Source organism: Wolbachia endosymbiont of Wiebesia pumilae (genome assembly GCF_017869285.1).
Taxonomy (GTDB): Bacteria; Pseudomonadota; Alphaproteobacteria; order Rickettsiales; family Anaplasmataceae; genus Wolbachia; species Wolbachia pipientis.
Genome location: NZ_CP054557.1, coordinates 190,880 through 215,641 on the forward strand (window position 1 = coordinate 190,880; position 24,762 = coordinate 215,641).

The following is a 24,762-nucleotide window of genomic DNA, read 5'->3' on the forward strand; positions in this document are numbered from 1 at the left end:
ACAAAATTACATAATGTAAGAAGCAATGCTAAAAATAAAATCACATAATATAGCAAACTATAGCTAACCCAAGAAAGGTTTTCCTACGTCATACCGCCGCGATATCTCAGCATAGATTCCGCTAACAAGTAGCGGAATGACGAATTTTTGTTTTTCAAACTGTCGGTAAATCTAAGTCAGTTTAGCTATATGTGTCAAGCACTGGGATGACACCCTCCTGATGGGCCAAAATCACAATGTTCGTACAGTTATGGAATGAATCGCGGTATGACGTGTTGCTTTGATCAGCTATAAAGATGATGCTGCGGAAGTTTTTAGTACTTGCTCGCAACTTTCAACAATTTAATAGCACTGGTGTTTACAACCTCTCCGCCGACACGCTTAGTGACAAAAAACCTCACATAAGGTTTATTCGTATAAGGGTCTCTTAATATTCTCATTCCTCTGTTATCTACAATCTTATAAGCTTGTTTGAAATCTGCCATCGCAATTACTGGTAGCTGATTGTTTGGCGCTGGTGGCATATCGGCAGATTGATATACTGGTATTCCCATTAAAGTATCTGGAGCTTCAAGCGACAGACTTGGCTGCCAGAGATACTGACCTGTTTGAGATTTTAGCAGCCTGATATCCTTCAACGTACTCCTGTTCATCAAAAATGACGCATTTTTGGAATAATATTCGTCCAGAGAGTAATACAACATCATTATTGAATCACTATCTAATTTTTCAGTTTTAACTTGCTCTATTTTATTATAACTGTTTCCATTTTCATAAGCTAAAATTCCTTTTGGTTGAAAAGTGCCCTCACCCTTAATGAAGGCTTCGCTTTCTTCCTTACTAAAAGTCTCGGCAATCTTTTCCACCAGCCAACTCTCAACATCGACAAACGCATCATCGAGTAACTTTTGTGATATTTGTGGTTGAGCATATAACTCGTAAGTTGTGACGGAAATCTTTTGGATTTTGGGCGTGTCCGTATCTTTTGCAAAATCATACTTAGACTTATTGCCACCGTCCTCATCATCTACTGTTTCACTGCTCCAACCTGCACCGGCGCGGTCAAAATCTTCTATAATGTAATCCAATGTTTCAGTAGAGATTCTTTGACTGGAGCATATTTGTCGCATTGGGGACGAATCAGTTACGCGCTTGTTTATGCGTTTTACAATATGCGGAGTAACTAGATAACCCCCGATATCACTGTCATCTCCACTGAGGGTTTTGTGTGATAAACCGCTTTCCATTCCCTTGCGGATATAATCAGAAAAATATTTATCGCTTGTGCTAAAATCTGTATTTACTTCTGGGCGTTGAGCTGCAGTTTCGATCAAGTCTAAACGCTCTTTGCAACTATCAATGGCATTATTTACCTTGCATAGCTGCTCAATTGTTGCAGAATCAGCACGCCCTTTGCTTTCAATTTCTTTTAGTTTGCGATCATTTATTAATTTAAATTGCTCCCATGATGAAGCGAGTTCATTGATACGGTGAGCGATATCGGTAAGTGACATAATAGCCTCCTTTGAAAATGAAATAAAAATGGAAATAAGGTAATAGGAATGGCATCCATAGATGTTTCCCACAGTTGTACGAATATTGCAATATGGTACATAGTAAACGATGTCATTCCAGTGCTTGACACTGGGATCCAGCTTCTATGCAACTTAATTAAAAACGTTTGTTTTAGCGTAAGACAACTACCTTTAGCTCATCAGCTCAGTTATAAGCAAAATTTCTGGATTCCAGTGTCAAGCACTGGAATGACATCATCTGTTGTGCAATTTACCTTTAAAAATGAATATCCGTACAGTTATGTGCTTGGCACTGAAATGGCATCATTTTTTATCTGTTGAAAATGTAAACCGAAAAATAGCGTGGCACTTTGTGCCACGCTTAGTACTGTAAGCTTAATCCAGTAATTAAATTAAGCGAGGTAAAATAAAAGATAATGACACTATATAATGTTCGTTCTTTTATGTCAAGCACTTTTTTGAATTTTTTTGGTGATAATTTTTATCCAGTTATTTTATTATTGTAGTATAATTTCAATGCCAGATACTATCATTATGATCACTATCTAAATTTAAATCGTAATTATCATCAAATTTATATATCCCCTCCATCTCTTCTCTATGAAATTCATGTGAATCACCTAAAGCTTTTTGATTAGAAACGTCAACACAATACTGTAACAGTGCTCTTAATGCTCCAGCACTATCTTGATCTAAATTAAAATTGCTAAAATCAAATTTCTGCATATTCTCCACATGTCCTTCTCTACATAACCTACATATCTTAGCAAAAGCCCTTTCACTTTCTCGACTCCAAGCATTAAGAAAGTAAGGATCTACTACTTTGCTAAATTGTTTCTCTATCTCTTCAAGAGAGCTCTCTGGATTAAGTTCTAATATTACTTTGAAAATCCCACTGCCATGGAATCTATAAAATTTACTAGATAAGCTATCTTTTACAAAATTAACTGCATCATCTATTGTAACACCAGAGCGAGATTCAAATATCATCTCAAATGCTCCATAACAACTATCAATACCAAAATTAATTATTTTTTCCATAAAATCAATTACCTCTTCTAAGGAAATTTGTGGCTTATTCCTCAAGATAACTTCTAAACTCTTGACAAAATTATGCCCATGCTGACCCATAGCATGGGTTTTCCCATTTATTGTATAATGATATAGCTTCTTATTTTCTATTATATGCTTATTGCACTGGTAGATATGTAGCTTATTCAATTTGCCAGAATATTCCTCTATTTCCTTATCTGGTAATTTTGAGCGGAATTCCTTGATTACTTCGCGTATTATTCTATTGATATTACTCATGCTTATTCCTAATTAATATGTTAGTATTTTTATAAATTAAGTTATTATATTAAAATTCTTTCATGGATTTCAATATTAGCTCCGCACTACTTGTAGTTTTTGTAATGGGTCTGCCAATGACGATATAATCAGCTCCTGAATTTATTGCTTCTTTTGGTGTTGCTGTTCTTTTTTGGTCGTCATGACCTGGATCTATACGAATTCCTGGAGTAATAATTTTAAAGTCTTCACCGCATTCTCGGCGCACTTCCTGAGCTTCCAATGCAGAACAGACTATTCCATAGAGTCCAATCTTTTTTGCAAGCTTTGCAAGCAAAATTACCTGTGATTTTACTTCTCTTGCTACTCCAAGCTCGTTTAAATCCTCATTGCTCATACTAGTTAGCACTGTCACCCCAATCAGCTTTATTTTTGTGCCTTGCACTACACTTAGCGCTTCTTCAAGCATTTTTGTTCCACCGCTGATGTGCAGAGTTAACATTTCAATGTTCAGAACTTTTATTACTTCAACTGTTTTGGCTACAGTGTTTGGAATGTCATGCAATTTCAGATCTAAAAAAATTGGTACATTGCATTTTGCAACTTCTTGCACTCCAGAAAGACCTTGAGCAGCAAAAAATTCTAATCCCAGCTTTACCATGCCAACTTTACCACGCAGAGCATTAGCTAGAGAAATAGCCTTATTTAAGTCTTGTGTATCCAGTGCGCATATTATTGGGTTCATTATCTTGCATGATTTATCTTATAATAAGACTCATTGTTGTGTTGTGCAAATACTTTCACTCTGATTGAACTGACTGCGTTCATAAGATTCTGTCAATAGTGAATTTGGCAACTTGGTCGGGGTGGATGAGCGACTGACAAATAATGATTCATATCCAAGATCTTCCAGCGAAGAAGAAGGCGTTTCCTCTGGCAAAAGCCGTGCAATTTCTCCTTGTAACGCAGACTTTAATATTTGAATCGTATCTAATATTGCTTTTCCATCATTATTTCTTATTGGTTCTTCTATATTGTCTGTTACGCATCTTATCAACAGTTGCGCAAAATTCACTTGTTTTTCTTTCTCTTTCAAAAAATCTTCTATTTGACTGTCTCGTTCTAAAAGTGAATTTCTTAAACTTTTTACTTCATTATTACAATCTTTTCTTATCCCATCTAACTCAAAAGATTGATTTTTAATTAAACCATTTGCTTCATCTAACTCTTCAAATTTCTCTTTTAATTCTTTAGATAAATTTTTCTTTTCTTTGTTGACCTCTTTAATTTTACATTGTAGCTTATCTAAGTTTGCATGCAGCCTTTCTTGTTCTTCACGTAATTCCTCTACTTCTTTAGAAAGTTTATTTTTTTCCTTATTCAATGCCTCTACTTTTTCACTAAGTTCATGTTTTTTCTCACGTAGTGCCTTTTGTACTTCACGTAACGTTTCTATTCTATCATTTAACCCCTTATTCTCTAGCTCTAAATGTTTATTATCATCCACTTCCATCTTCAGCTTTGCAATAAATCTACTTCTTTCTTCCAACTGTTTCTTTAAACATGAGATTTCAAGTTTTAATTTCTCTTCCTGCTCATTAAGCTTACCTATTTCCTTTCTTGTTTTGTCCAATTCATTAGACTTCTTTCGAAACTAGGATAAAGTAGTAAAAATAGTAATTTTGAGGTAAGGAGAAATGAAGTATGAAATAGTGAAAGAGCTCGATAAAGGGGAGTTTCGTCGACTAACAGGAGTAAAGAGATCAACATTTAACAAAATGGTAGGGATTTTATGTGAAGAGAATAAAAAAAAGAAAGCCAAAGGAGGAAGGAAAAATAAGCTAAACGAGGAGAATATGCTGCTCATGGTATTAGAATACTTACGAGAATACCGTACATATTTTCACATAAGTCAAAGTTATGGAGTAAGTGAAAGTACGGCATATAAAACTGTAAAATGGGTAGAGGATACTCTAATACAACACCCAGATTTCGCATTGCCAGGACGGAAAGAACTCCTAAAAAGCGACGTGGAATATAAGATTCTGGTGATTGATGCAACGGAAACACCTGTAGAGAGACCAAAAAAAAGCAGAAAAGATTTTATTCAGGAAAGAAGAAAAAACATACGCTAAAAACCCAAATAATTGCAGAAAAGAAGAGCAAGAAAATTATTTGTACGTCATTTTCAAACGGGAGAAAGCATGACTTTCGGCTTTTCAAGGAGTCAAAAGTGCATGTATCAGAAGGTATAAAAGTTTTAGCCGATGCTGGCTATAGAGGTTTTCAGAAAATTCACAAAAATGTCGAGTTGCCACACAGAAGGATGAAAAAGAGTCCCTTAATTAAGGAAAAAAAGGTAGAAAATCGGGAGCTAGCAAGCAAAAGAGTAGTAGTTGAGAATGTAATTGGTCTGTTAAAAAGATTCAAAATTATTGCAGACAGATACCGCAATCGGAGAAAACGTTTTGGCTTAAGATTCAATTTTATAGCAGGAATTCACAATTTTGAGCTGTCTATATGAGTTTCGAAAGAGGTCTATTGTCTATTTCAAACGTACGATTCTTTGCTGTTTCTAATTTTTTCTCTAAAGATTTTTTTTCTTCAAGAAGAGATTCTCTCTCAATTTCTGACTCATTTACTTTCTGATCCAATCTTTTTGCTCTCTTGTCTAAATTTTGCTTTTCTCGAGTTAATTCATGTTTTAATTTTTCCACTTCTTTGTTTGCAGCTTTTTCAGCTTCCTTTCCTAGAGTTATTTTATTTTCTAACTCTTGCTCTTTCTGAGCGAATTTATTTCTCTCAACCTCTATTTTTTTATTATTACTAATTATTTTATACGAAAGTGCAAGCACCAAAACAGATAATGTAGCTAAAGCAAGAATTAGAGGAAGAGGCACATTAGAAGTTACAATAAGCGCTAAAGATGTAAGTAACGTAAGAGTAGCTAAGGAACTAGCTATAAAATAAAATGTGTTAGCCTCACTAAGCAAATTGCTCATTACTCCCCTCCTCCCCCCACGTTCAGCAGTCTTGTATATATTTATTAAAATTCTCTTATCTGTGGAGGAATTATAGTGCTGCACCTACAACAAACTTTCCTTTTTCAGTCTACTAGCTAAAAATGGCTAAGGTTTTATGTATCCAGTGTACAACTGTACTCAAAATGTCTAGTGGCTATTGATCGGGGTAGAACATCCACTGGTATATCCAGGATCTTCCACAAATGAAGGAACAGACGTTTCGCCTGGCAAATATTGTGCAGCTTCTTCTACTAACACAGACTTTGTTGCTTGAATCACTTGTAATATTACTTTTTTATCATCATCTCTGATCACTTCATTTTCCCTTACTAATTTTTCTACCTCATCTGTTACATATTCTATCATCCGTTGCAAAAAAAGCACTTCTTCTTTTTTCTTTTCCAATAAAGCTTTTTGAAGTTGTTCTATTTGAGAGGATTGCTTCAAAAGTGAACTGTTTAATTCTTTCACCTTATTATCGCGATCATCATTCACTGTTGTTAATGTGTTATCAGATTCTTTCTCTTCTTTTTGTAAAGATAATGACTCCTTTTCCAGCTCCTTAATTTTAGATAAGTACTCTTTCTCCTTTGTACACAATTTATCAACTTTACTTTCAAGATCAGTGCGCTTTTGACGTTCATCACTAACTTTACCTTCTAATTCTTTCTTTTCCTTTTCCGACTGGCATAACTTCTTCTCTAATTCTTCTATGTCGCTTTCTGAGCTCTCATGTTGTTCTTCCGATTCTAAAGTTTTTAATTGTTTTACTTCTTCTACTTCTACTTTTTTTCTTAACATAGTTAATTGAGTACGCAGAGAAGAAGCTTCCCTACTTTTATGTTCTAATTCCAAGTTTAATTCATCTTCATATTCCAATCTTAAGCGTAACTCATCTTCATATTCTGACTTTAAACATAACTTATTCTTTTCACTTTCTAATTTGCATTGACACAATTCCTCCATTAAAGAATCCACTCTTTCATTCAATCTTGTATTTTCATCACGTAACTCTTGGTGTTCAAGAGAAAGCATCTCCTCCTTATGTTCTAACTGACCTTTTACTTTTGCTTCCAATTCTACATTATTACTAATTATTTTACATGAAAGTGCAAGCACCAAAATAGATAATGTAGCTAAAGCAAGAATTAGAGGAAGAGGCACATTAGAAGTTACAATAAGCGCTAAAGATGTAAGTAACGTAAGAGTAGCTAAGGAACTAGCTATAAAATAAAATGTGTTAGCCTCACTAAGCAAATTGCTCATTACTCCCCTCCTCCCCCCACGTTCAGCAGTCTTGTATATATTTATTAAAATTCTCTTATCTGTGGAGGAATTATAGTGCTGCACCTACAACAAACTTCCCATCTTCAGTCTGCTAGCTAAAAAATGACTTAGACCTTGTGTATCGAGTGTACCATTGTACTTATAAGTCTCGTTAGCTATTGATCGGGGGTAGAACATACTGGTATATCCAGAATCACATAAAGCGTCATTCAGCTTATGTGATGGTCTGGATGTGTATTGCTGTGATTCTCCTATAGAATTTTCAATTTTCCTGTTAGTCTGCTTATTCGACACCTCTCCAATATTATATTCAATACAAAAATCTTTAATTATAGTATAAGCAGAAGTTCCAATCTTGTTGTTTAACTTTTCAACTATATAATTTATAAAACATTCCACATCTGCTGCTGAGATAGAGAGTGTTGTAAGTCTTGTTTCGTTTAAAATTCTTAAGATAGCATGCTTGTACTTTTTATTTTTTAATTTTTCATTCAGACCATCCTTCAGTATATTCTTAAGTATACTTCCTTCTATCATAGTAAACTTGAGTTTACTACTCAAACGACTTCCCCTAACAAGTGATGCATCTAAATCTTGCAGACTAACATTAGTTGTAGCAAACACCGTCACACCTTTATCAGCTTCATCGAATCTAGTGAAAAAATAATTTAAAGGTACTCGATTGGCATCAGTGCGTCCCTTGCCAAAGCTGTCGATTTCATCTATAAGAACTATACAAGGAGCGTTTTCGTTTGCTTTATTAAAAAGCTCATTTATATTTGATTTTTCAAGCAAATCAGCTCCAGAAACTTTTATAAATGTAGTTAGAGATATCAGCTGATCCCCAATCGCCTCAACAATTGAACTCTTACCAGTTCCTCCTGGACCGTGAAAAATGAATCCTCTTTGTATTTTTTCTTGCTCTTCTTCTGAATCACCTGATTTTGCTGAAGACACTATATTAATATTATTTTTTATTGATTCATAAATATTTACTAATTTTGTTTTTATCTCTTTTATAAATATAAAATCCTCAAATGCTTTCTTCCCTCTTTTTTCACCTTTTGCGCAAAATTTCATAAAAATCTTTTCTTGTGTTTTACTTTCTGCTGCAGCACTAGCAATCTTTGCCTTTAGCTCTTCCATTTCATCTTTTGTTGCAGCACTACCAATTAGCTTTTCAACTTCATTACTAAGCTTATTTATCTCTTCTTTTGTTGCAACACTAGCAATCTTTACCTTTAGCTCTTTCACTTCATTGTTAAGCTTATTTAGCTCCTCTTTTTTTGCAGCACTAGCAATTAGCTTTTCAATCTCATTGTACTGACTACTAAGCCTCTTATTTAGCTCTTTGATTTGAGGCTCTAAGCTTTGTATTATATTTTCTTGCTCTTTAGCTAATCCATTTTTTTCATTAGGTTCTGCTTTTTGTGCATCAAGCTTCTTATTCTGGCTGATCATTTTACATGAAAGTACAAGCACCAGAACAGAAAGTATAGACAAACTCAAAGCAACAGGAAGAGCTACATTAAAGGCTGCAACTGAAGACAAGAACTCAACATAAGGGGCAACGGCAAGTGTCCCAGACGCAAGCAATACCAAAGTAGCAAGAGCACCAGCTATAAGATACGGTGCATTGGCTTTATTATATAAACCCCCCATTATTATTCCCTCATACTAATAATTATTACAATAGCATGGATATTAAAGGAAGTAAAGCTATAAAAATCAATATAAATCTATATTCACTATGTATTTCTCGTCTTCAGTTTCAAGCTCAGACTGCATCCACTCTATCGTTTCCGCATTGCAAACTGCCTGCAAATCATTCTGTGCGGATTGATCCAACTTATCCTCTCGTAGATCTGCTTTTATCATCAACTTTTTTATCAGATGCTTAACTGATACATTATTATCTGCCTTTATCTTTCTGATAATGTTTAATATCTGAATAACATTATCTCCCATTTCCTCTGAATATTTATCGTAGATAAGTTCTTCTTTGCTTGGCCAATTACTTTGATTGTGTACAGAATTATAACTATACAACTGGTGGTATATCTCTTCTGTAATGTATGGCAAGAAAGGTGCAAATAACCGCAAAATAACATTTAACACATACGCCAAGCTTTGTTTTGCACTTAAGGTTGCTTCACTGCTTCCGTACGCACGTTTTTTTACTAACTCCAAGTAACTATCACAAAAATCCTTCCAAAAAAATTCCTCTATTGCGCCCAAAGCTTCGCAGTATTCAAACTGTAATAGGTTATTTGTTGCTCTTTCTATAACTTTGTATAACTTAGACAATATCCACTTATCCATTGTCTCGTGAGCAGAATTTATGCTCATCACTTGATGCTTTTCCATGAACATGGAAACGAACTTGCTAGCGTTCCAAAGTTTTGTAACGAGGCGCTTGCCAATTTTGAATGTATTTTCAGAGTAGACTGTATCAACTCCAAGCCTTGAGTTCGCTGCCCAATAGCGCACTACATCAGCTCCATAAGTTTCAAGTATTACATGAGGAGTGATGATATTACCTTTTGATTTACTCATCTTTTTCTTATCATCTGCTAAACACCAACCGCTGATCATAATGTTTTTCCAAGGTAAAGAATTTGCATGATAATGTGCCTTTAAAATAGTATAAAAAGCCCAAGTTCTTATTATCTCATGGCTCTGGCTGCGCAGATCTGCAGGAAATATCGTATCATAGCGATGATTTGGTAAGCTAAACTCACTGTTTACTGCCAGTGCACTCAGTTGAGGAGTAATTGAACTTGTGGCCCAGGTATCCATTACATCTTGATCTGGGATAACCTCTTCTTTGCTATACCCTTTTGGCAAATCTTTCAATGGATCTATAGGCAGGTCCTTTATCTCAGCTAGAATAATTTTACCTTCTTCTCCCTTACGGTTGGAATACCACGCTGGAAATGGCACACCAAAATAACGTTGCCTTGAGATGCACCAGTCCCAATTTAGCCCTTCTATCCACACTTCCATGCGTTTACGCATAGTAGCTGGATGCCAATTGCATTCTTTTACTTTATCTAATACTTGAGCTTTTTGCTCTAAGGTCTTGATAAACCATTGATAAGTAGGCAATATCTCAAGTGGTGCACCAGATCTTTCTGCACACTTAACAGAATGAGAAATGTTAGTGCTTTCTATCAAAAGGCCTCTTTGAGTTAGGATTTCGATTATCCGCTTTCTTGCTTCTTTAACTTTCAATCCATTTATTTCACTATAGATTCCAGTGTCAGCTACTTGAATGACATCATTCAGGTTCATCCTCCCATCCTGATCGATGATAATTTTCATCGGCAGATTATGCTTTTGCTGCCAATATATGTCGAGTTCATCACCAAACGTACAGCACATAACAAGCCCAGTGCCTTTATCTATTTTAACCTTATCATCAGCTATGATTGGAATTTTTTCCTTTGTTATTGGCACTATGGCTGTTTTTCCGATCAGATGAGTGTAGCGCGCATCCTCTGGATGACAAAAAACTGCAACGCATGCTGGAAGTAACTCAGGTCGCGTAGTTGCAATATTGATCTGCTCATTTTCTTGAGTAGAGAAAACTATCGTGTTTAAGGATGACTCAAAAACTTTATCTTCTATTTCTGCTTGCGCAATTGCTGTTTTATCAACCGGGTCCCAAAGGATGGGCTGCATTTTTCTATATGCATACCCTTTATTATATAGATCAATAAACGACATCTGTGAAAGCGTCACAGTTTCCTTGCTGATCGTGTGATATTCCAAATCCCAGTCATAACTAATGCCGACTGATTTAAATAGTTCCTTGAATTCTTGCTTTGATTTTTCAATAACCTCATGGCACATCTCTATAAATTTTTCTCTGCCAACTTCTTTTGCACGGGTTTTATAGGTTTGTTCAACCAATCTTTCAGTGGGAAGCCCATTATCATCAAACCCAATTGGGTAAAACACATCTTTTCCCAGCATGCGCTGAAACCTTGCAATAAAGTCCGTGTGGCAATAGCTAAATATATGGCCAATATGGAGTTTTCCCGATATTGTCGGCGGAGGTGTGTCTATAGTGAAAGTGTTATCCTTTTCACCATTCCATTTATAAACTTTACTTCCTTCCCACAATATGTTGCATTTGTCTTCAACTTCTTTAAAGCCGTATTTTTCTTTTAACATAAATATTTCTCAATTTTAAACCTTAAGCTAGCAACGTCATACCGCCGCGGTATCTCTAGATCCCGCTAACAAGCAGCGGAATGACGATGGTCGGTAAACCTAAATTACTTTAGCTATAGCACAATTACGGCAATTTTACGCCAAAATTTTTTGTTTACGAACATAAATTTTCTATGCTATGATAAAAATATTACTTGACCTTAGGTTCTAAGGGTATTATGTAATGTTAAATTATAATTGAGGTTCGTTATGCTAAGCTTAAAGAATGGTATAATACAGGTTGCCGATGATAAAATAGTGCTTGTTATAAAAAAAGATGATTATGAAGAATTTAAAAAGTATAAAAACGTAGATAAGAGTGGTGCTATAATTGATGACAAGTTTTATGTGGGCTGTACGCTAAATGATCAACAACTATATATTACTGGTTCTTATCCTCAAGAAGAACTAGGAGATAATACAATCATGAATGTAAAATCCGTTGGGAAAAAGGGTGGCAAATATTTTAGTCGCCTAGAAGAAATGAAAAATCTGTTAGGCTTTAACGATGGGAAAGAGGAGATTATGGTAAAAGCCCTATCTTGCCATCCCACAGTACAATTGTTAGAAGAGAAAAATGTTAAAACAACAGAATTGGAAGCTGCAGAAGAGCAGTTAAAGGGGAAAAATGAAGAATTAGAAGCTGCAAAGAAGAAAGCTGAGGAGGAATTGAGAATTAAAACACAAGAATTACAAGATCAATTGGACACAGCTCAGCAGGAAAAACAAGACTTAGAAGCTGAAGTGGAAAAACTAAAGGCAATAGATTCTACAGCGTTGCAGCAGCAGTTAGAAGAGAAAAATGCTAAAATAACAGAATTGGAAGCATTAGATGCTGTGGCGTTACAGCAAAAGTTAACAGAGAAAGAGAATGAAATGACAGCATTAAAAGCTCAACCAGATGCTGCTGTTACGAAGTTAGAGGGTGAAAAAACAACACTAACAAATAAAATAAAAGATTTAGAAGCACAGTTAAACAACCAACCAAATGCTGCTCAGTTAAAAGCCAAAGAGGATGAAATAAATAAACTAAATGATGAAGTTGCGCAGTTAAAGGCAGCACCAAATGATACTGCTGCTCAGTTAAAAGCCAAAAAGGATGAAACAAAAGACTTACAAAATCGATTGACTGAAGCTGAGGAGAAAAATAGAAAACTAGAAGATAAAAGCAAAACAACTGAGCAACCAAAACAAGGCAATGGAGCACGGTACACTGCTACTGTTGGTATGGGTCTTGCTGCTGGACTGATAGCATTTACTGCACTTGAACGTACAGTTAAGTTAGAGATGTTAGTAATGATTGGTATAGCAGCAGCATCTGCACTCGTAGCCGGTGGTATTACATATGCAGTATTACCTAGTACTCAAGTAGATGGGGCAAAAGCACAAGAAGTAAATGAGAATGGGAAAAAGAAGTAACAAGGGTTAAGCCGAAATGTACGTGTCAAGTAAAACACTTGACGCGAACTTCAGTTTTTATATTCCTTCATTAGCATAATATAATTTTGTGCTGATTGTGTAATATGTTTAATTTCTTCATTCGACATCTTTTTGAAGAACTTTGCTGGCCTGCCAGCCCATATTTCCCCACTTTTTATCACTTTTCCGTGTGTTACCAGTGAGCCAGCAGCTACCATAGCTTCAGGCTCCACAACTGCATGGTCCATCACGGTAGAGCCCATACCAATAAACGCCTTATCATGCACCGTGCATGCGTGCAACACACAAAAATGTCCCACTGTTAACATGCTGCCAATAATTGTGTCACCACCTGGGTTTCTATCCACATGAATTACCGTTCCATCTTGAATATTTGTTCCATTACCTATTTTTATTGATCCAACGTCCCCTCTGATTACACAATTAAACCAGATGCTTGCATCTCTTCCTATTTCAACCTTGCCTATGATATGCGAACCACCTGCGATGAAAGCACTTTCGTCTATTTTTGGTTCATAATCTTTGTATTTTAAAATGTGATACATATTAAGCCCAAAGTCTTATGCATATGTTAATCAAAATAAGGTAAGCAGTAAATACATACTTAGATTTCAAACTACTTGGGTGACAGATGTTCTTGACTTACGTGCTTTGTACTGCTAAGATTTTTATTTTCAGCCCTATCTATAATGTCAGTAGCGGTATTAAGTATATTTCAAATAATATTGGTTGTTGTGTTAGTAATTTTAGTGCTCTTGCAGCCGCCTGGAAGTAGTTCGTTAAGTGGTTTTAGTAATACACAACAGGGGGTCAATTCGATGATTCCGGTGAAATCTTCTGAAAACCCGCTCAGCAGAATAACGGCTATTGTTGCTGGATTGTTTATTATAAACACATTGCTATTGTCAGGATTATGTTCAAAAGACGTACATAAAAAATCGATCGCAGAAAAAATTATATTAGAAAAAAAGCAAGAAAGTGAATCTACTTCTGTTCCATTTGAAAATTAATGAAGGAAGCTAAATTTATCTTTGTCACAGGTGGAGTTGTGTCATCGCTTGGTAAAGGCTTAGTTGCTTCGAGTGTTGGTGCGCTTCTTCAAGCTCACGGTTTTAAGATCCGTATCAGAAAACTTGACCCGTATCTCAACATTGATCCTGGGACAATGAACCCAACTCAGCACGGAGAGGTATTTGTTACCGAAGATGGTGCTGAAACTGATTTGGATCTTGGGCATTATGAGCGTTTTACTGGAATTAAAGCAACAAAAGATGACAATATAACAACTGGTAAGATATATCATGAGTTATTGAAGAAAGAGAGGCGTGGTGATTATCTGGGCAAAACTGTGCAAGTCATTCCTCATGTAACAGATTTGATCAAATCGTTCATTTTTAATGGTACGGAAGGTTTAGATTTTGTAATATGTGAAATAGGTGGAACTGTAGGTGACATTGAAAGCCAACCATTTTTGGAGGCTATACGCCAAGTTAACTACACATTAGGAAAACAAAGAGTTATCCTTATTCACTTAACTTTAATACCATATCTTACCGCAGCGCAAGAATTAAAGACAAAGCCAACGCAGCATTCAGTTCGAGAGTTAAATTCCGCGGGGTTACAACCAGATATTATATTATGCCGCAGTGAGAAAGAAATTTTCAATAATCAAAGAGAGAAAATAGCTAAGCTTTGCAATGTTTCTTTATCCAATGTGATACCTGCTCCTGATGTGAGTCATATATATGAGTTACCGGTGTTGTATAGCCAATGTGGGCTTGATACGCAAATTTTGGAGCACTTTCATTTAAGTAAGCCAAGACCAAGCTTGACTGAATGGGATCAAATAGTGCATTCCATAAGGCACCCAACACAGGAAGTTACTGTGTCTATAGTGGGAAAATACACCGAATTCCCTGATGCGTATAAATCACTAGTTGAAGCATTAAATCATGGTGCGATTAGTAATAAAGTCAAAGTAAGGATAAATTGGGTTAACTCAAGAGAGAAGGAAGAAAAACCTATAAATGAAAAACTTATAGGAGAGAAATTACAGAATTCTCATGCAATCCTTGTTCCAGGGGGGTTTGGTGATGACGGAGTAGAGGGTAAAATATTAGCAATAAATTATGCCCGTACAAATAATATCCCATTTTTCGGAATTTGCCTTGGTATGCAGCTTGCAATTATTGAGTTTGCTCGTAATGTTGTTAAGCTTGAAGATGCACACTCTGAAGAATTTCGTAACTGTAAACATCCAATCGTTAAGTTAGCTGGCGATCAAGATGACGATCTTGGTGGAACCATGAGACTTGGGGCATACAAATGTAATATAAATGCAAACTCTAAAATGATGGATGCATATAGTAACACTACTATTTCAGAAAGACACAGGCATAGGTACATAATCAATTCAGATTATAAAGATGACTTAGAAAAAAATGGGCTGTTATGCAGTGGCATATCAGAAGATGGAACGTGCATAGAGGCAGTGGAGTTAGAGAGTCATCCGTGGTTTATTGGTGTGCAGTTTCATCCAGAATTTCAATCAAAGCCGTTTTCTCCTCATCCTCTTTTCGTGTCGTTCGTTAAAGCAGCAATTGATAAGAAATAAGTGCCTAGTGTTTAAGTATCAATATATGGAGCTTGCCATAGAGCAAGCCAAACTCGCTCAAAAAAATGATGAGGTGCCCATAGGTGCTGTAATAGTGAGTGGAGACAATATCATTTCTTCTGCACACAATATATCCAGCGATCCAACTGCACATGCAGAGATGTTAGCGATCAGACAAGCATTTTCAACTCCCACGCTTTGTGATGCTGATATGTACGTAACATTAGAACCATGTCCGATGTGTGCTCAAGCTATTTCCTTTGCCAGAATTAAACGATTGTACTTTGGAGCTTATAATCCAAAAGGTGGAGGAATTGAAAATGGTGCTAAGATATTTCAATTTTGCAGCCATATACCTGAAGTTTATGGTGGGATATTAGAAACAGAATGCTCTTTTTTGTTAAAGGATTTTTTTGAGAAATTGAGAACATAGTTTAAGTCTATCAATTGTCATTTGCTTGCTTATCTCTGAAACTATCTTCACTTTTTTCCATATAGCCGCCTCTAGTCTAACTGTGCAGATCGATTTGCTGCCACGTGCGTAATAAGTACAACATTAGAGTTGCTAGATAAATTATTATTAGTACCAGCTTCAGCGGCCAAATAACGACCATCTTCAGTACATGTGAGTATATAATTTAATAGTGTTGCGGCTGCTTCCCTATCATTCAGTTTTGGGTCCAAACAATAATCTATCAATTTACTAATTGACTGTTTATTTGTAACTCGACCCTCAAACTCCCTGAGAGATCCTACTCTCTCTCCTAAGTTTATAACGAATTGCTGCGTTTCTTCAGGTGTAAGTTTACCTACTCTGTAATCTAACTCATTTGCGGTTCTTGCACGTTCTACTTCTTCGTGTCCATAGCAGCCTAATAGGTTACTTATTGCCTGTACCATACCATTTAGACTATTTGCAAGTTCTACTCCTAATATCCTATACAATGACTCTTGTACCGATGTCGTATAAACTTCATCAATCACTTCTTTCAGGCAGACCAGAGTATAGATTATAAATTTTCTTTCTTCTCTTGATTCTGATAGGCTCTTTAAAATATCAGTAAGAGTTGGTACTATAACATTCCGCACAACTTCTTGATTTCTTATTAAGTTTGGTACTGTATTTTTTAATACCTTAGCCCACTGCTTATCTTCAGGCAATTTTCTTTCACTAGACCTCTTTCGAAACTCATATAGACAGCTCAAAATTGTGAATTCCTGCTATAAAATTGAATCTTAAGCCAAAACGTTTTCTCCGATTGCGGTATCTGTCTGCAATAATTTTGAATCTTTTTAACAGACCAATTACATTCTCAACTACTACTCTTTTGCTTGCTAGCTCCCGATTTTCTACCTTTTTTTCCTTAATTAAGGGACTCTTTTTCATCCTTCTGTGTGGCAACTCGACATTTTTGTGAATTTTCTGAAAACCTCTATAGCCAGCATCGGCTAAAACTTTTATACCTTCTGATACATGCACTTTTGACTCCTTGAAAAGCCGAAAGTCATGCTTTCTCCCGTTTGAAAATGACGTACAAATAATTTTCTTGCTCTTCTTTTCTGCAATTATTTGGGTTTTTAGAACCTGTCTTGAAAGGAACTAAGCAGCTAATTTAGCAAGCATAATAGTAATCATATTAAAGGAGATATTAGTTTTTGAAGTAAGAGGAGAATGCTCATAATCCTTGCTCATACGTCTAAAATTGGAAAGCCAAGCAAAAGTTCTTTCAACAATCCACCGTTTAGGAATAACTTGAAATCCTACAGCATCAGCTGCTTTTTTAGTAATCGTCAATAAACATCCTGTTTTCAATAAACAGTAATTTTGCAATTTACCAATATATCCCTGATCAGCGAGAAACCTTTGTAGCGTTGAAGCTTTTCGTTTAGCTTGAGTAAAAAGATTTAGAGCACCATCACGATCTTGAATGCCTGCACTATGAACATCAGCTGTAATAATTAGGCCTATTGTATCCACAATGATGTGACGTTTTCTACCCTTTATTTTCTTGCCAGCATCATATCCTCTGGATCCCCTTTTTGAGTGGTTTTCACTGATTGACTGTCAATTATTCCTACCGAAGGTATTTCATTTTTGCCAACCATTTTTCTTACCTTTTTTACTAACATATCGTGTATTTCTTCCAATTTGCCACTATTACGCCACCTGAGAAAATAATCATACACCGTTTTCCATGGCGGAAAATCTTTTGGCAGCATTCTCCACTGGCAACCACCTTTCATTATGTATCTTATTGCATTAATAATTGTTCTAATATTGTGCTTTCTTGGCCGTCCTACTGCACCTTGTGCAACACTTGGCTCCAAAATTTCCCATTCTTTGTCACTTATATCACTTGGATACATTTTTACCTACTATTTTTTACTTATCTCATCATATTCTCTTTCTCATTTCTTTTCAAGACAGGCTCTTAGCGTATGTTTTTTCTTCTTTCCTGAATAAAATCTTTTCTGCTTTTTTTTGGTCTCTCTACAGGTGTTTCCGTTGCATCAATCACCAGAATCTTATATTCCACGTCGCTTTTTAGGAGTTCTTTCCGTCCTGGCAATGCGAAATCTGGGTGTTGTATTAGAGTATCCTCTACCCATTTTACAGTTTTATATGCCGTACTTTCACTTACTCCATAACTTTGACTTATGTGAAAATATGTACGGTATTCTCGTAAGTATTCTAATACCATGAGCAGCATATTCTCCTCGTTTAGCTTATTTTTCCTTCCTCCTTTGGCTTTCTTTTTTTTATTCTCTTCACATAAAATCCCTACCATTTTGTTAAATGTTGATCTCTTTACTCCTGTTAGTCGACGAAACTCCCCTTTATCGAGCTCTTTCACTATTTCATACTTCATTTCTCCTTACCTCAAAATTACTATTTTTACTACTTTATCCTAGTTTCGAAAGAAGTCTATTTTAATTAGAGTAAACGTGGCTGCAGCTCCCATACCAAGCGAAAACATCGCTACACATCCAACCGCTACTTGGAAATACAACTTACAGTTTTTCTTATTATTTGAAATGTTTGCGTTATTTGGAATGTCTGCTCTGTTTCGTAAAAGAAACCCGATACCTTCTATATCTCGATTCTGAAGAGCTTGTATCAGTAAAGATGACCCATTATGCGAAACATTTGCTCCTAGATCTATACAAGATTGAGCACTATCAAATAATTTATTGTTGAAAAAATACTCCAATAGTGTTTCACCAGAAGGCAATTTGAAATTTTTTACTCACTGCACGTTTTCACTCTGATCACCTCTTTCTATATATAGCTTGAATAAATAAACAGCTTCCCTAGGAGCTATTCTTGCGTGAAAAGCATATTCAAATGCTGTAAGGTTATCATGATTTTTGATATAGAGATCTGCACCATTCTTAAGAAAATCATAAAAAGTAGCGTTAGCTGTATAGGTTTCATCACATTCAATTAAGCGCTGCTTAATAAAATTGACAACAGCGTAGTGTAGTGAGCTATTTCCATTATTATCTGGTATATTAACGTTAACTCTTTGTTTTATGAGATATTTTGCATGGCCCAACTTATCTTGAATAATTGCATTTAGTAATAACGTTCTTCCTTCAGCATCTTGAGAATTTACTCCTTCATGTGCTCCCCTTTCAAGCAATAGCACAGCATTTTCAACATCACCTTTATTAACATTAATGTTAGCACCATTTTTTAGCAACCAATCTATAACCTCTTCCTTTTCGCATCTGTCCTCAATCTCTAATGCTTTTGTAAGCACATCAAAGCAGTAGTTATGGTCAGAAACAAGTTTATTTAAATCTAATTCCCCTATATTAAGGTTGCGTGAGTATAAAAACTTTTCACTATGTTGTGCTCCATATTTTTGCAGCAAGCTACACATTTCACTGCCATATTGAGCATAATCCAAAGCAGTACAACCATCATTATCCTTAGCATTTACTTCTATTTTTTGACATAACATAGACAATGGCAAAAACCTTGCTACCAGGTACTGAGACACTTCTTTTTCATTAGCTTCTAAAAACAACTCAACAACTTTTCTATTTTCATTCCTAACAGATCTATGCAGTACAGTACGATCGCTAGCATCTATAGTATCAATCCTACTGCCATTGCTTATTAATGAACTTATAACTTTTGATGAGCATTTTTTTTCTATAGCAACGTCTAGAATAGTTTTGCCATTTTTTGTAGCATTTATATCTAAATCTTCCTTGATAAGCTGCTTAATTCTGTTTTCCCTATCGGTGCTGTTTTTTATTCTCAACACATCTTCAAAGTACTCAAAATTAGACCACGCATCACACAATGCTTCATTTTCTACTGATTTTTGTATTCTTTCTGAGTAAGCAATATCTGAATGAACAGCATTTCCTGCTTGTTCACGTACTATATTAATTCTATTATTATTTTCTGTATCTGTTGCCATATACCCTCTATAAAGCCTAACTTATATCATACTATATTTGTGACGCTTGTAAAGACTTAAATTTACAGTTGGAAATACTGTTTTTTTAGACGAATAGAATAAGAAATTAGTGTTACGCATAAAAAAGTTTATCATGGCATGTGTTTTTGATCGTTCTAATTTTTCCGCAATAAAATTTTCTCATTTAGCGAGATTAGCGCATTTTTCACACCTTTTTTCAACTTAGGAGAATACACACTTAAGAGAAAACTAAGACCAATCAAATTTCTTATCTTGCGGTTTTATTTGCAATATTGCTACCACACTGATCAACAAGCAGAAGACTATATAAAGCCCAGCAGCAAGGTTTGTTTGAGGAAATGTTACAGTCAACCAAATACAAACCATAGGAGTAAATCCTCCATGTAACGCATAAGAGATATTGCGTGATAAGCTCACACCACTAAATCTAACATTGGTAGGAAAGAGTTCAGATGCAACTATTCCTATGGGAACTATACCCCTTTCTATTATAGAGAGAACCATTACGCTCAACGCAATCACAAGATAATTTTTATAGTAATATGCAATAGATAACGCAGGACAACACAGTGCCATTGTAATTGCTATAAATAAGATTGCAGTGCGCTCTTTTCCAACTTTATCAGCCAACATTCCAAACGCTATTGAAGATATCGGCATTAATACACTGGTTATAATCAATACAATTTCGTTGATATATGTTGTTACATAAACATCCACTGATGCTATTTCCTTTGCGAGAGTTCGAAGAAATATGGTAAATCCAACAGCAACATTAACAGGTACAGATATTAAAATAGCAAGTATAAGAGCTCTCTTGTGGCGTTTTATAAGCTCTATTATTGGCAAATCAGGTAAATTTCTTTGTTTTCGATTTTTTTCATATGCTGGAGTTTCTCCCAATGTGTATATGCTATACGCGCTAATTAATCCTAAAATAGCTGAGAAAATAAATGGCAATCTCCAACCCCAGGTACAAAAATCAGTAGTTTTTTTGCAGATAATCACTATTACCGCAGAAAGCAAGACGCCAATGGAGCGACCAAAACCCATCATTCCAAAATACATCCCTAAGTTCTCTTTCCTACTGGATAAATGCTCTATAAGATAAACAGAACTTCCTTGTTCACCACCAAGTGCAATTCCTTGTGTTATATGGATTGCAAGAAGCAATATAGTAGAAATTATACCTACTTGATTGTGACTTGGAATAAATGCAATGAGACTTGATGGTATCGATATTAGCAAGATAGTAATTATTAATGCTATCCTCCTTCCATACCTGTCACCAACGTGACCAAATATGAATGCACCAAGTGGCCTTACAATTGCACCTAGCCCTACAATTCCAAATAATTGCAGTATGTTACTGTAGACATCTTTTGCAAAACAAAACTCTCTGCTGATTATGTTAATCAAATCAATAAAAAGCATGTAGTCATACCATATTGCGATTCTGCAGAGTATGGTTGATATCAACACCCTTGTTTGCACTAAATTCAATTCGTAAATGTTTGCTTATTCTATTCTGGCTGCTTTTTGGGATTTTACAACCTAAACATATGGAGTTGACTTTTTTATTATGGTGTGTGATAATTGCAATGAATATAGCTTATTTAGCAGCACTTATAGCAGCAGTAATACTTTGTGCTATAATGTGTATAAGCATTTTCTTTATATTATTTAAGGAATTAAAGAACTCTCAGATTCAAAAGGATTTCTATCTCTTCTGAAAACAGTAGGTGTAATTTCTATAATACTATCAATTATATCTCTCCCACTTATTATATTAAGCCTTACTACTCCGTCACCTCTGGTAGTAGGTATAGTAGGTGGTATCGTTGGTGCTATTTCCATAATACCATTAATAGTAGCTTACATTTTGCTTGTGGCTATATCGAATATCTTTATTACCAAGTCTTTATAAATTTGAGCTAATGTTACTGTCTTCATTTCTTCTTGGTTGTAATATTGCTGAAAGTTATCTATTTCCATAGGTATAACATATAATCTGATTTTATAAGATATTCTACCGGGATTAAAATATCGTAAATCTTAGGCGTTATAAACAAAATTTACAGGAAAAATAAGATGATACTACTCAAAAAGGCAAACAAGACGGTATTTTTCTGGCATAAGTTAGCGTTCAGCTTTACCTTTCCTTGCAAGACATTTTAGAGCTATTATGTCTTACTTCTTGAAGATACAAGTTAGCGTTTTTAACCCGAATTCTGGATTGGAGATTAAAAAAAACAAGAATATCAATAGCTTATTGTTTTAGCATTTACGATAAAGCAGTAAGCATTTTAAGACTAGTTACTAATTTAGTAAAATTCAAGACTTTCAATAATTTACCTAAAATCTAATCCAGAATTCGGGTTAATAATAAAATCTTGTTTTTTGAAAATGAATTTGGTAAACTTTAAAGATGTATGTGACAATATGGTGATATATTGTTTTTAGTATTTAATAAATTAAAGTACGTACTTGATAATTTTTCTGAACACTCTAATCAAGCTAAAATAGGTAAGCTAGATAAAATTATTCTTAGTTTAAAATTGGTATAAGGTATTAAGATGAAAAAAATTGAAATTTCAGAATTACTAAAAAGAATTTCAATCTGTTTACTATGCGTGGCAACTATTATCTCTATCGCTTTTTTGTTTGCCTATATGCATACAATGTTGCTTAGTAAAGGGTATGAGTTAGCTGCACATTATGTTAGTGAAGCTATGCCTTGTGTGTTACTTGTCGTTCTCCTTTTTATTGTTTGGTTTGTATATGATCAAGTATTCAGCAAACTAAAGGAAGTAGAGCTGCCTATATCGATAGAATTAGCTAATTCAGATGATAAAAGAATAACATTTGCTGATGCTATAATTGATGACTCCTTAAGACAACGGTTGCAGATGATTTGCTGTGACCAAATGACAGAAGAAATGCGCAAGCTGTTTGGAAATAAAAGTATTAATTCACTAAGAACCTGTCTTGAAAGGAACTAAGCAGCTAATTTAGCAAGCATAATAGTAATCATATTAAAGGAGATATTAGTTTTTGAAGTAAGAGGAGAATGCTCATAATCCTTGCTCATACGTCTAAAATTGGAAAGCCAAGCAAAAGTTCTTTCAACAATCCACCGTTTAGGAATAACTTGAAATCCTACAGCATCAGCTGCTTTTTTAGTAATCGTCAATAAACATCCTGTTTTCAATAAACAGTAATTTTGCAATTTACCAATATATCCCTGATCAGCGAGAAACCTTTGTAGCGTTGAAGCTTTTCGTTTAGCTTGAGTAAAAAGATTTAGAGCACCATCACGATCTTGAATGCCTGCACTATGAACATCAGCTGTAATAATTAGGCCTATTGTATCCACAATGATGTGACGTTTTCTACCCTTTATTTTCTTGCCAGCATCATATCCTCTGGATCCCCTTTTTGAGTGGTTTTCACTGATTGACTGTCAATTATTCCTACCGAAGGTATTTCATTTTTGCCAACCATTTTTCTTACCTTTTTTACTAACATATCGTGTATTTCTTCCAATTTGCCACTATTACGCCACCTGAGAAAATAATCATACACCGTTTTCCATGGCGGAAAATCTTTTGGCAGCATTCTCCACTGGCAACCACCTTTCATTATGTATCTTATTGCATTAATAATTGTTCTAATATTGTGCTTTCTTGGCCGTCCTACTGCACCTTGTGCAACACTTGGCTCCAAAATTTCCCATTCTTTGTCACTTATATCACTTGGATACATTTTTACCTACTATTTTTTACTTATCTCATCATATTCTCTTTCTCATTTCTTTTCAAGACAGGCTCTGAGAGGTTACATATTATATGGCCCTCCTGGAAATGGTAAAACACTTATCGCTCGTGCAATTGCAGGTGAATCAAATATGAATTTCATAAGCATCTCAGGTCCTGAACTTATTGGAGTATATATTGGTCATGGTGCACATGCTGTACGCGAGCTTTTTAAAATAGCAAAAAAATATTCTCCTTGTATAGTCTTTATAGATGAAATAGATGCAGTTGCTCAAAAAAGAAGTACCGCTAATAACTCAGCTTACCATTGTCGAGAGAGTTTAACACAGTTGTTAACTGAAATAGATGGATTTAAGAGCAGAAAAGATATAATAGTAATTGGTGCAACTAACCTTATCGGTGGTATAGATCCAGCACTTATTAGACCTGGACGTTTAGGTCAGAAGGTTTATGTCCCTAATCCAAACATAGAGGTGAGACAAAAGATATTGGCACTTTATATGCGAGGTACAAAAACTGATGAAAAGCTAAGCCTCCAAGACATTGCAGACAAGACTGAAGGCTATTCTGGGGCTGAGTTAGAGCAATTAGTGAATGAAGCAAAAATTAGCGCTGGTGCGCAAAGACAGCTTATAGTGAGTGAGGAAGATTTCAGTTACGCGCTTCACAGGTTAAGTCCAGAACAAGAAAGAGATAGAATAAAGTTAGTTTCAAACGCGAAGACACAGATAGAAGAAACTTCTTTTATACGGTAAACATAAAAATTGAAATTATAGAAGTGTAGCTGAGCCAACCTTCGTTATTCTTATTATTACCCACAAATAAAGACATGGTATTGCATTTACTCAAATAATTTAATTTTATTAACCTGAAAGCTTATTGGATTAAAATTATTAAATTAAGAGTTATAATTTTAGCAACTAAAAGCTGTAAATTGCACCATATAAACAGTTATTTCAAGCAAAAGTTATACTGACCTTAGCCAGAAAAAGTGGTGGAAAAGTTAGGAATGTTTTTTACAAAAAAAGACAGTATCAATAAAAAGGATTTTATTCTATTTGAAATATAAAATTATCATGTATTTTTCTGTTATTCCCAAGTGAATTATTATTAACTTAGCAG

At 35.1% G+C, this 24,762-nt stretch carries 24 protein-coding genes and 2 pseudogenes; 9 read left to right on the top strand and 17 right to left on the bottom strand.

What is annotated here, in order from left to right; all coding sequences use genetic code 11:
• Window positions 1–314: 314 nt before the first annotated feature.
• On the bottom strand, window positions 315–1,514 hold the full coding sequence (locus HUB92_RS00950; protein WP_065094900.1) for a phage major capsid protein: 1,200 nt from the start codon (window positions 1,512–1,514) through the stop codon (window positions 315–317).
• A gap of 48 nt (window positions 1,515–1,562) precedes the next feature.
• Here HUB92_RS00950 and HUB92_RS00955 point away from each other — a divergent pair, with 48 nt between their 5' ends.
• Window positions 1,563–1,856, top strand: coding sequence for a hypothetical protein (locus HUB92_RS00955; protein WP_010962608.1), 294 nt, complete (start codon window positions 1,563–1,565; stop codon window positions 1,854–1,856).
• Between the two features lie 192 nt (window positions 1,857–2,048).
• On the opposite strand, the gene HUB92_RS00960 is transcribed toward HUB92_RS00955, so the two are convergent.
• The 3 genes from HUB92_RS00960 to HUB92_RS00970 are packed head-to-tail and all read right to left on the bottom strand — an operon-like array spanning window position 2,049 to window position 4,458.
• Window positions 2,049–2,846, bottom strand: a complete 798-nt coding sequence (locus HUB92_RS00960) for a hypothetical protein (RefSeq protein WP_209472949.1) — start codon at window positions 2,844–2,846, stop codon at window positions 2,049–2,051.
• Between the two features lie 49 nt (window positions 2,847–2,895).
• The gene (pyrF, locus tag HUB92_RS00965) at window positions 2,896–3,570 is read right to left on the bottom strand and encodes an orotidine-5'-phosphate decarboxylase (RefSeq protein WP_209472951.1); all 675 of its coding nucleotides are present in this window, start codon (window positions 3,568–3,570) and stop codon (window positions 2,896–2,898) included.
• A 30-nt stretch (window positions 3,571–3,600) separates the two neighbouring features.
• Window positions 3,601–4,458: a coiled-coil domain-containing protein gene (locus HUB92_RS00970; protein WP_244663077.1), complete on the bottom strand. Its 858-nt coding sequence runs from the start codon at window positions 4,456–4,458 to the stop codon at window positions 3,601–3,603.
• A 64-nt stretch (window positions 4,459–4,522) separates the two neighbouring features.
• On the opposite strand from HUB92_RS00970, the gene HUB92_RS00975 reads away from it, so the two are divergent.
• Window positions 4,523–5,349, top strand: a protein-coding gene (locus HUB92_RS00975; protein ID WP_209472530.1) for an IS5 family transposase whose coding sequence is annotated in 2 segments (ribosomal slippage) — window positions 4,523–4,910 and window positions 4,910–5,349 — 828 coding nt in all. Because the reading frame shifts where the segments join, the coding sequence is not laid out codon by codon here.
• Here the strand turns inward: HUB92_RS00975 and HUB92_RS00980 are convergent.
• The 4 genes from HUB92_RS00980 to HUB92_RS00995 all read right to left on the bottom strand — a co-directional run bounded on the left by HUB92_RS00980 (window position 5,342) and on the right by HUB92_RS00995 (window position 11,314).
• Window positions 5,342–5,827, bottom strand: a complete 486-nt coding sequence (locus HUB92_RS00980) for a hypothetical protein (RefSeq protein ID WP_209472953.1) — start codon at window positions 5,825–5,827, stop codon at window positions 5,342–5,344. The genes HUB92_RS00975 and HUB92_RS00980 overlap by 8 nt on opposite strands.
• A gap of 168 nt (window positions 5,828–5,995) precedes the next feature.
• On the bottom strand, window positions 5,996–7,114 hold the full coding sequence (locus HUB92_RS00985; protein ID WP_209472955.1) for a coiled-coil domain-containing protein: 1,119 nt from the start codon (window positions 7,112–7,114) through the stop codon (window positions 5,996–5,998).
• Between the two features lie 84 nt (window positions 7,115–7,198).
• The gene (locus HUB92_RS00990; RefSeq protein WP_209472957.1) at window positions 7,199–8,797 is read right to left on the bottom strand and encodes an AAA family ATPase; all 1,599 of its coding nucleotides are present in this window, start codon (window positions 8,795–8,797) and stop codon (window positions 7,199–7,201) included.
• Between the two features lie 66 nt (window positions 8,798–8,863).
• On the bottom strand, window positions 8,864–11,314 hold the full coding sequence (locus HUB92_RS00995) for a valine--tRNA ligase (RefSeq protein ID WP_209472959.1): 2,451 nt from the start codon (window positions 11,312–11,314) through the stop codon (window positions 8,864–8,866).
• A gap of 249 nt (window positions 11,315–11,563) precedes the next feature.
• On the opposite strand from HUB92_RS00995, the gene HUB92_RS01000 reads away from it, so the two are divergent.
• On the top strand, window positions 11,564–12,772 hold the full coding sequence (locus tag HUB92_RS01000; protein WP_209472961.1) for a hypothetical protein: 1,209 nt from the start codon (window positions 11,564–11,566) through the stop codon (window positions 12,770–12,772).
• A 50-nt stretch (window positions 12,773–12,822) separates the two neighbouring features.
• On the opposite strand, the gene HUB92_RS01005 is transcribed toward HUB92_RS01000, so the two are convergent.
• Complete coding sequence (locus HUB92_RS01005) at window positions 12,823–13,338, bottom strand: gamma carbonic anhydrase family protein (RefSeq protein ID WP_209472963.1); 516 nt, start codon at window positions 13,336–13,338, stop codon at window positions 12,823–12,825.
• A 144-nt stretch (window positions 13,339–13,482) separates the two neighbouring features.
• Between HUB92_RS01005 and secG the strand changes: the two genes are divergently transcribed.
• Genes secG through HUB92_RS01020 form a run of 3 tightly spaced genes read left to right on the top strand, consistent with a single transcriptional unit; the run spans window position 13,483 to window position 15,840 of the window.
• Window positions 13,483–13,803: a preprotein translocase subunit SecG gene (gene secG, locus HUB92_RS01010; RefSeq protein WP_007548880.1), complete on the top strand. Its 321-nt coding sequence runs from the start codon at window positions 13,483–13,485 to the stop codon at window positions 13,801–13,803.
• Window positions 13,803–15,407: a CTP synthase gene (gene pyrG, locus HUB92_RS01015; protein ID WP_209472965.1), complete on the top strand. Its 1,605-nt coding sequence runs from the start codon at window positions 13,803–13,805 to the stop codon at window positions 15,405–15,407. Before secG ends, pyrG begins: the two co-directional genes overlap by 1 nt.
• 25 nt (window positions 15,408–15,432) lie before the next feature.
• Window positions 15,433–15,840, top strand: a complete 408-nt coding sequence (locus HUB92_RS01020; RefSeq protein ID WP_209472967.1) for a nucleoside deaminase — start codon at window positions 15,433–15,435, stop codon at window positions 15,838–15,840.
• A gap of 71 nt (window positions 15,841–15,911) precedes the next feature.
• On the opposite strand, the gene HUB92_RS01025 is transcribed toward HUB92_RS01020, so the two are convergent.
• The 3 genes and pseudogenes from HUB92_RS01025 to HUB92_RS01035 form a co-directional block, all read right to left on the bottom strand.
• Window positions 15,912–16,613, bottom strand: a complete 702-nt coding sequence (locus tag HUB92_RS01025; protein ID WP_244663078.1) for a hypothetical protein — start codon at window positions 16,611–16,613, stop codon at window positions 15,912–15,914.
• Window positions 16,597–16,998 (bottom strand): annotated as a pseudogene (locus tag HUB92_RS01030) (transposase family protein); the annotation flags it as partial. The gene HUB92_RS01025 and the pseudogene HUB92_RS01030, both read right to left, overlap by 17 nt.
• Window positions 16,999–17,007: 9 nt before the next feature.
• Window positions 17,008–17,774, bottom strand: a protein-coding gene (locus HUB92_RS01035; protein ID WP_410543339.1) for an IS5 family transposase whose coding sequence is annotated in 2 segments (ribosomal slippage) — window positions 17,008–17,447 and window positions 17,447–17,774 — 768 coding nt in all. Because the reading frame shifts where the segments join, the coding sequence is not laid out codon by codon here.
• Between HUB92_RS01035 and HUB92_RS06905 the strand changes: the two genes are divergently transcribed.
• Window positions 17,749–17,871, top strand: a complete 123-nt coding sequence (locus HUB92_RS06905) for a hypothetical protein (RefSeq protein ID WP_256437786.1) — start codon at window positions 17,749–17,751, stop codon at window positions 17,869–17,871. The genes HUB92_RS01035 and HUB92_RS06905 overlap by 26 nt on opposite strands.
• Here the strand turns inward: HUB92_RS06905 and HUB92_RS01040 are convergent.
• The 4 genes and pseudogenes from HUB92_RS01040 to HUB92_RS01050 form a co-directional block, all read right to left on the bottom strand.
• Window positions 17,835–18,277 (bottom strand): annotated as a pseudogene (locus tag HUB92_RS01040) (transposase family protein); the annotation flags it as partial. The gene HUB92_RS06905 and the pseudogene HUB92_RS01040 sit on opposite strands and share 37 nt — an antisense overlap.
• A gap of 39 nt (window positions 18,278–18,316) precedes the next feature.
• Window positions 18,317–18,640, bottom strand: a complete 324-nt coding sequence (locus tag HUB92_RS06695) for a hypothetical protein (protein ID WP_244663079.1) — start codon at window positions 18,638–18,640, stop codon at window positions 18,317–18,319.
• A gap of 15 nt (window positions 18,641–18,655) precedes the next feature.
• The gene (locus HUB92_RS01045; RefSeq protein WP_244663080.1) at window positions 18,656–19,843 is read right to left on the bottom strand and encodes an ankyrin repeat domain-containing protein; all 1,188 of its coding nucleotides are present in this window, start codon (window positions 19,841–19,843) and stop codon (window positions 18,656–18,658) included.
• 249 nt (window positions 19,844–20,092) lie between these two features.
• The gene (locus tag HUB92_RS01050) at window positions 20,093–21,298 is read right to left on the bottom strand and encodes an MFS transporter (protein WP_244663081.1); all 1,206 of its coding nucleotides are present in this window, start codon (window positions 21,296–21,298) and stop codon (window positions 20,093–20,095) included.
• Between the two features lie 1,142 nt (window positions 21,299–22,440).
• Here HUB92_RS01050 and HUB92_RS01055 point away from each other — a divergent pair.
• Entirely contained in the window at window positions 22,441–22,866 is a 426-nt protein-coding gene (locus tag HUB92_RS01055; RefSeq protein ID WP_244663082.1) for a hypothetical protein, read from the top strand.
• On the opposite strand, the gene HUB92_RS01060 is transcribed toward HUB92_RS01055, so the two are convergent.
• Window positions 22,863–23,629 (bottom strand): IS5 family transposase gene (locus tag HUB92_RS01060; protein ID WP_410543339.1). Its coding sequence is split into 2 segments (ribosomal slippage): window positions 22,863–23,302 and window positions 23,302–23,629, totalling 768 coding nucleotides; the frame shifts between segments, so codons are not numbered across the junction. The genes HUB92_RS01055 and HUB92_RS01060 overlap by 4 nt on opposite strands.
• Here HUB92_RS01060 and HUB92_RS01065 point away from each other — a divergent pair.
• Entirely contained in the window at window positions 23,604–24,395 is a 792-nt protein-coding gene (locus HUB92_RS01065; protein ID WP_244663083.1) for an ATP-binding protein, read from the top strand. The genes HUB92_RS01060 and HUB92_RS01065 overlap by 26 nt on opposite strands.
• Window positions 24,396–24,762 lie beyond the last annotated feature (367 nt).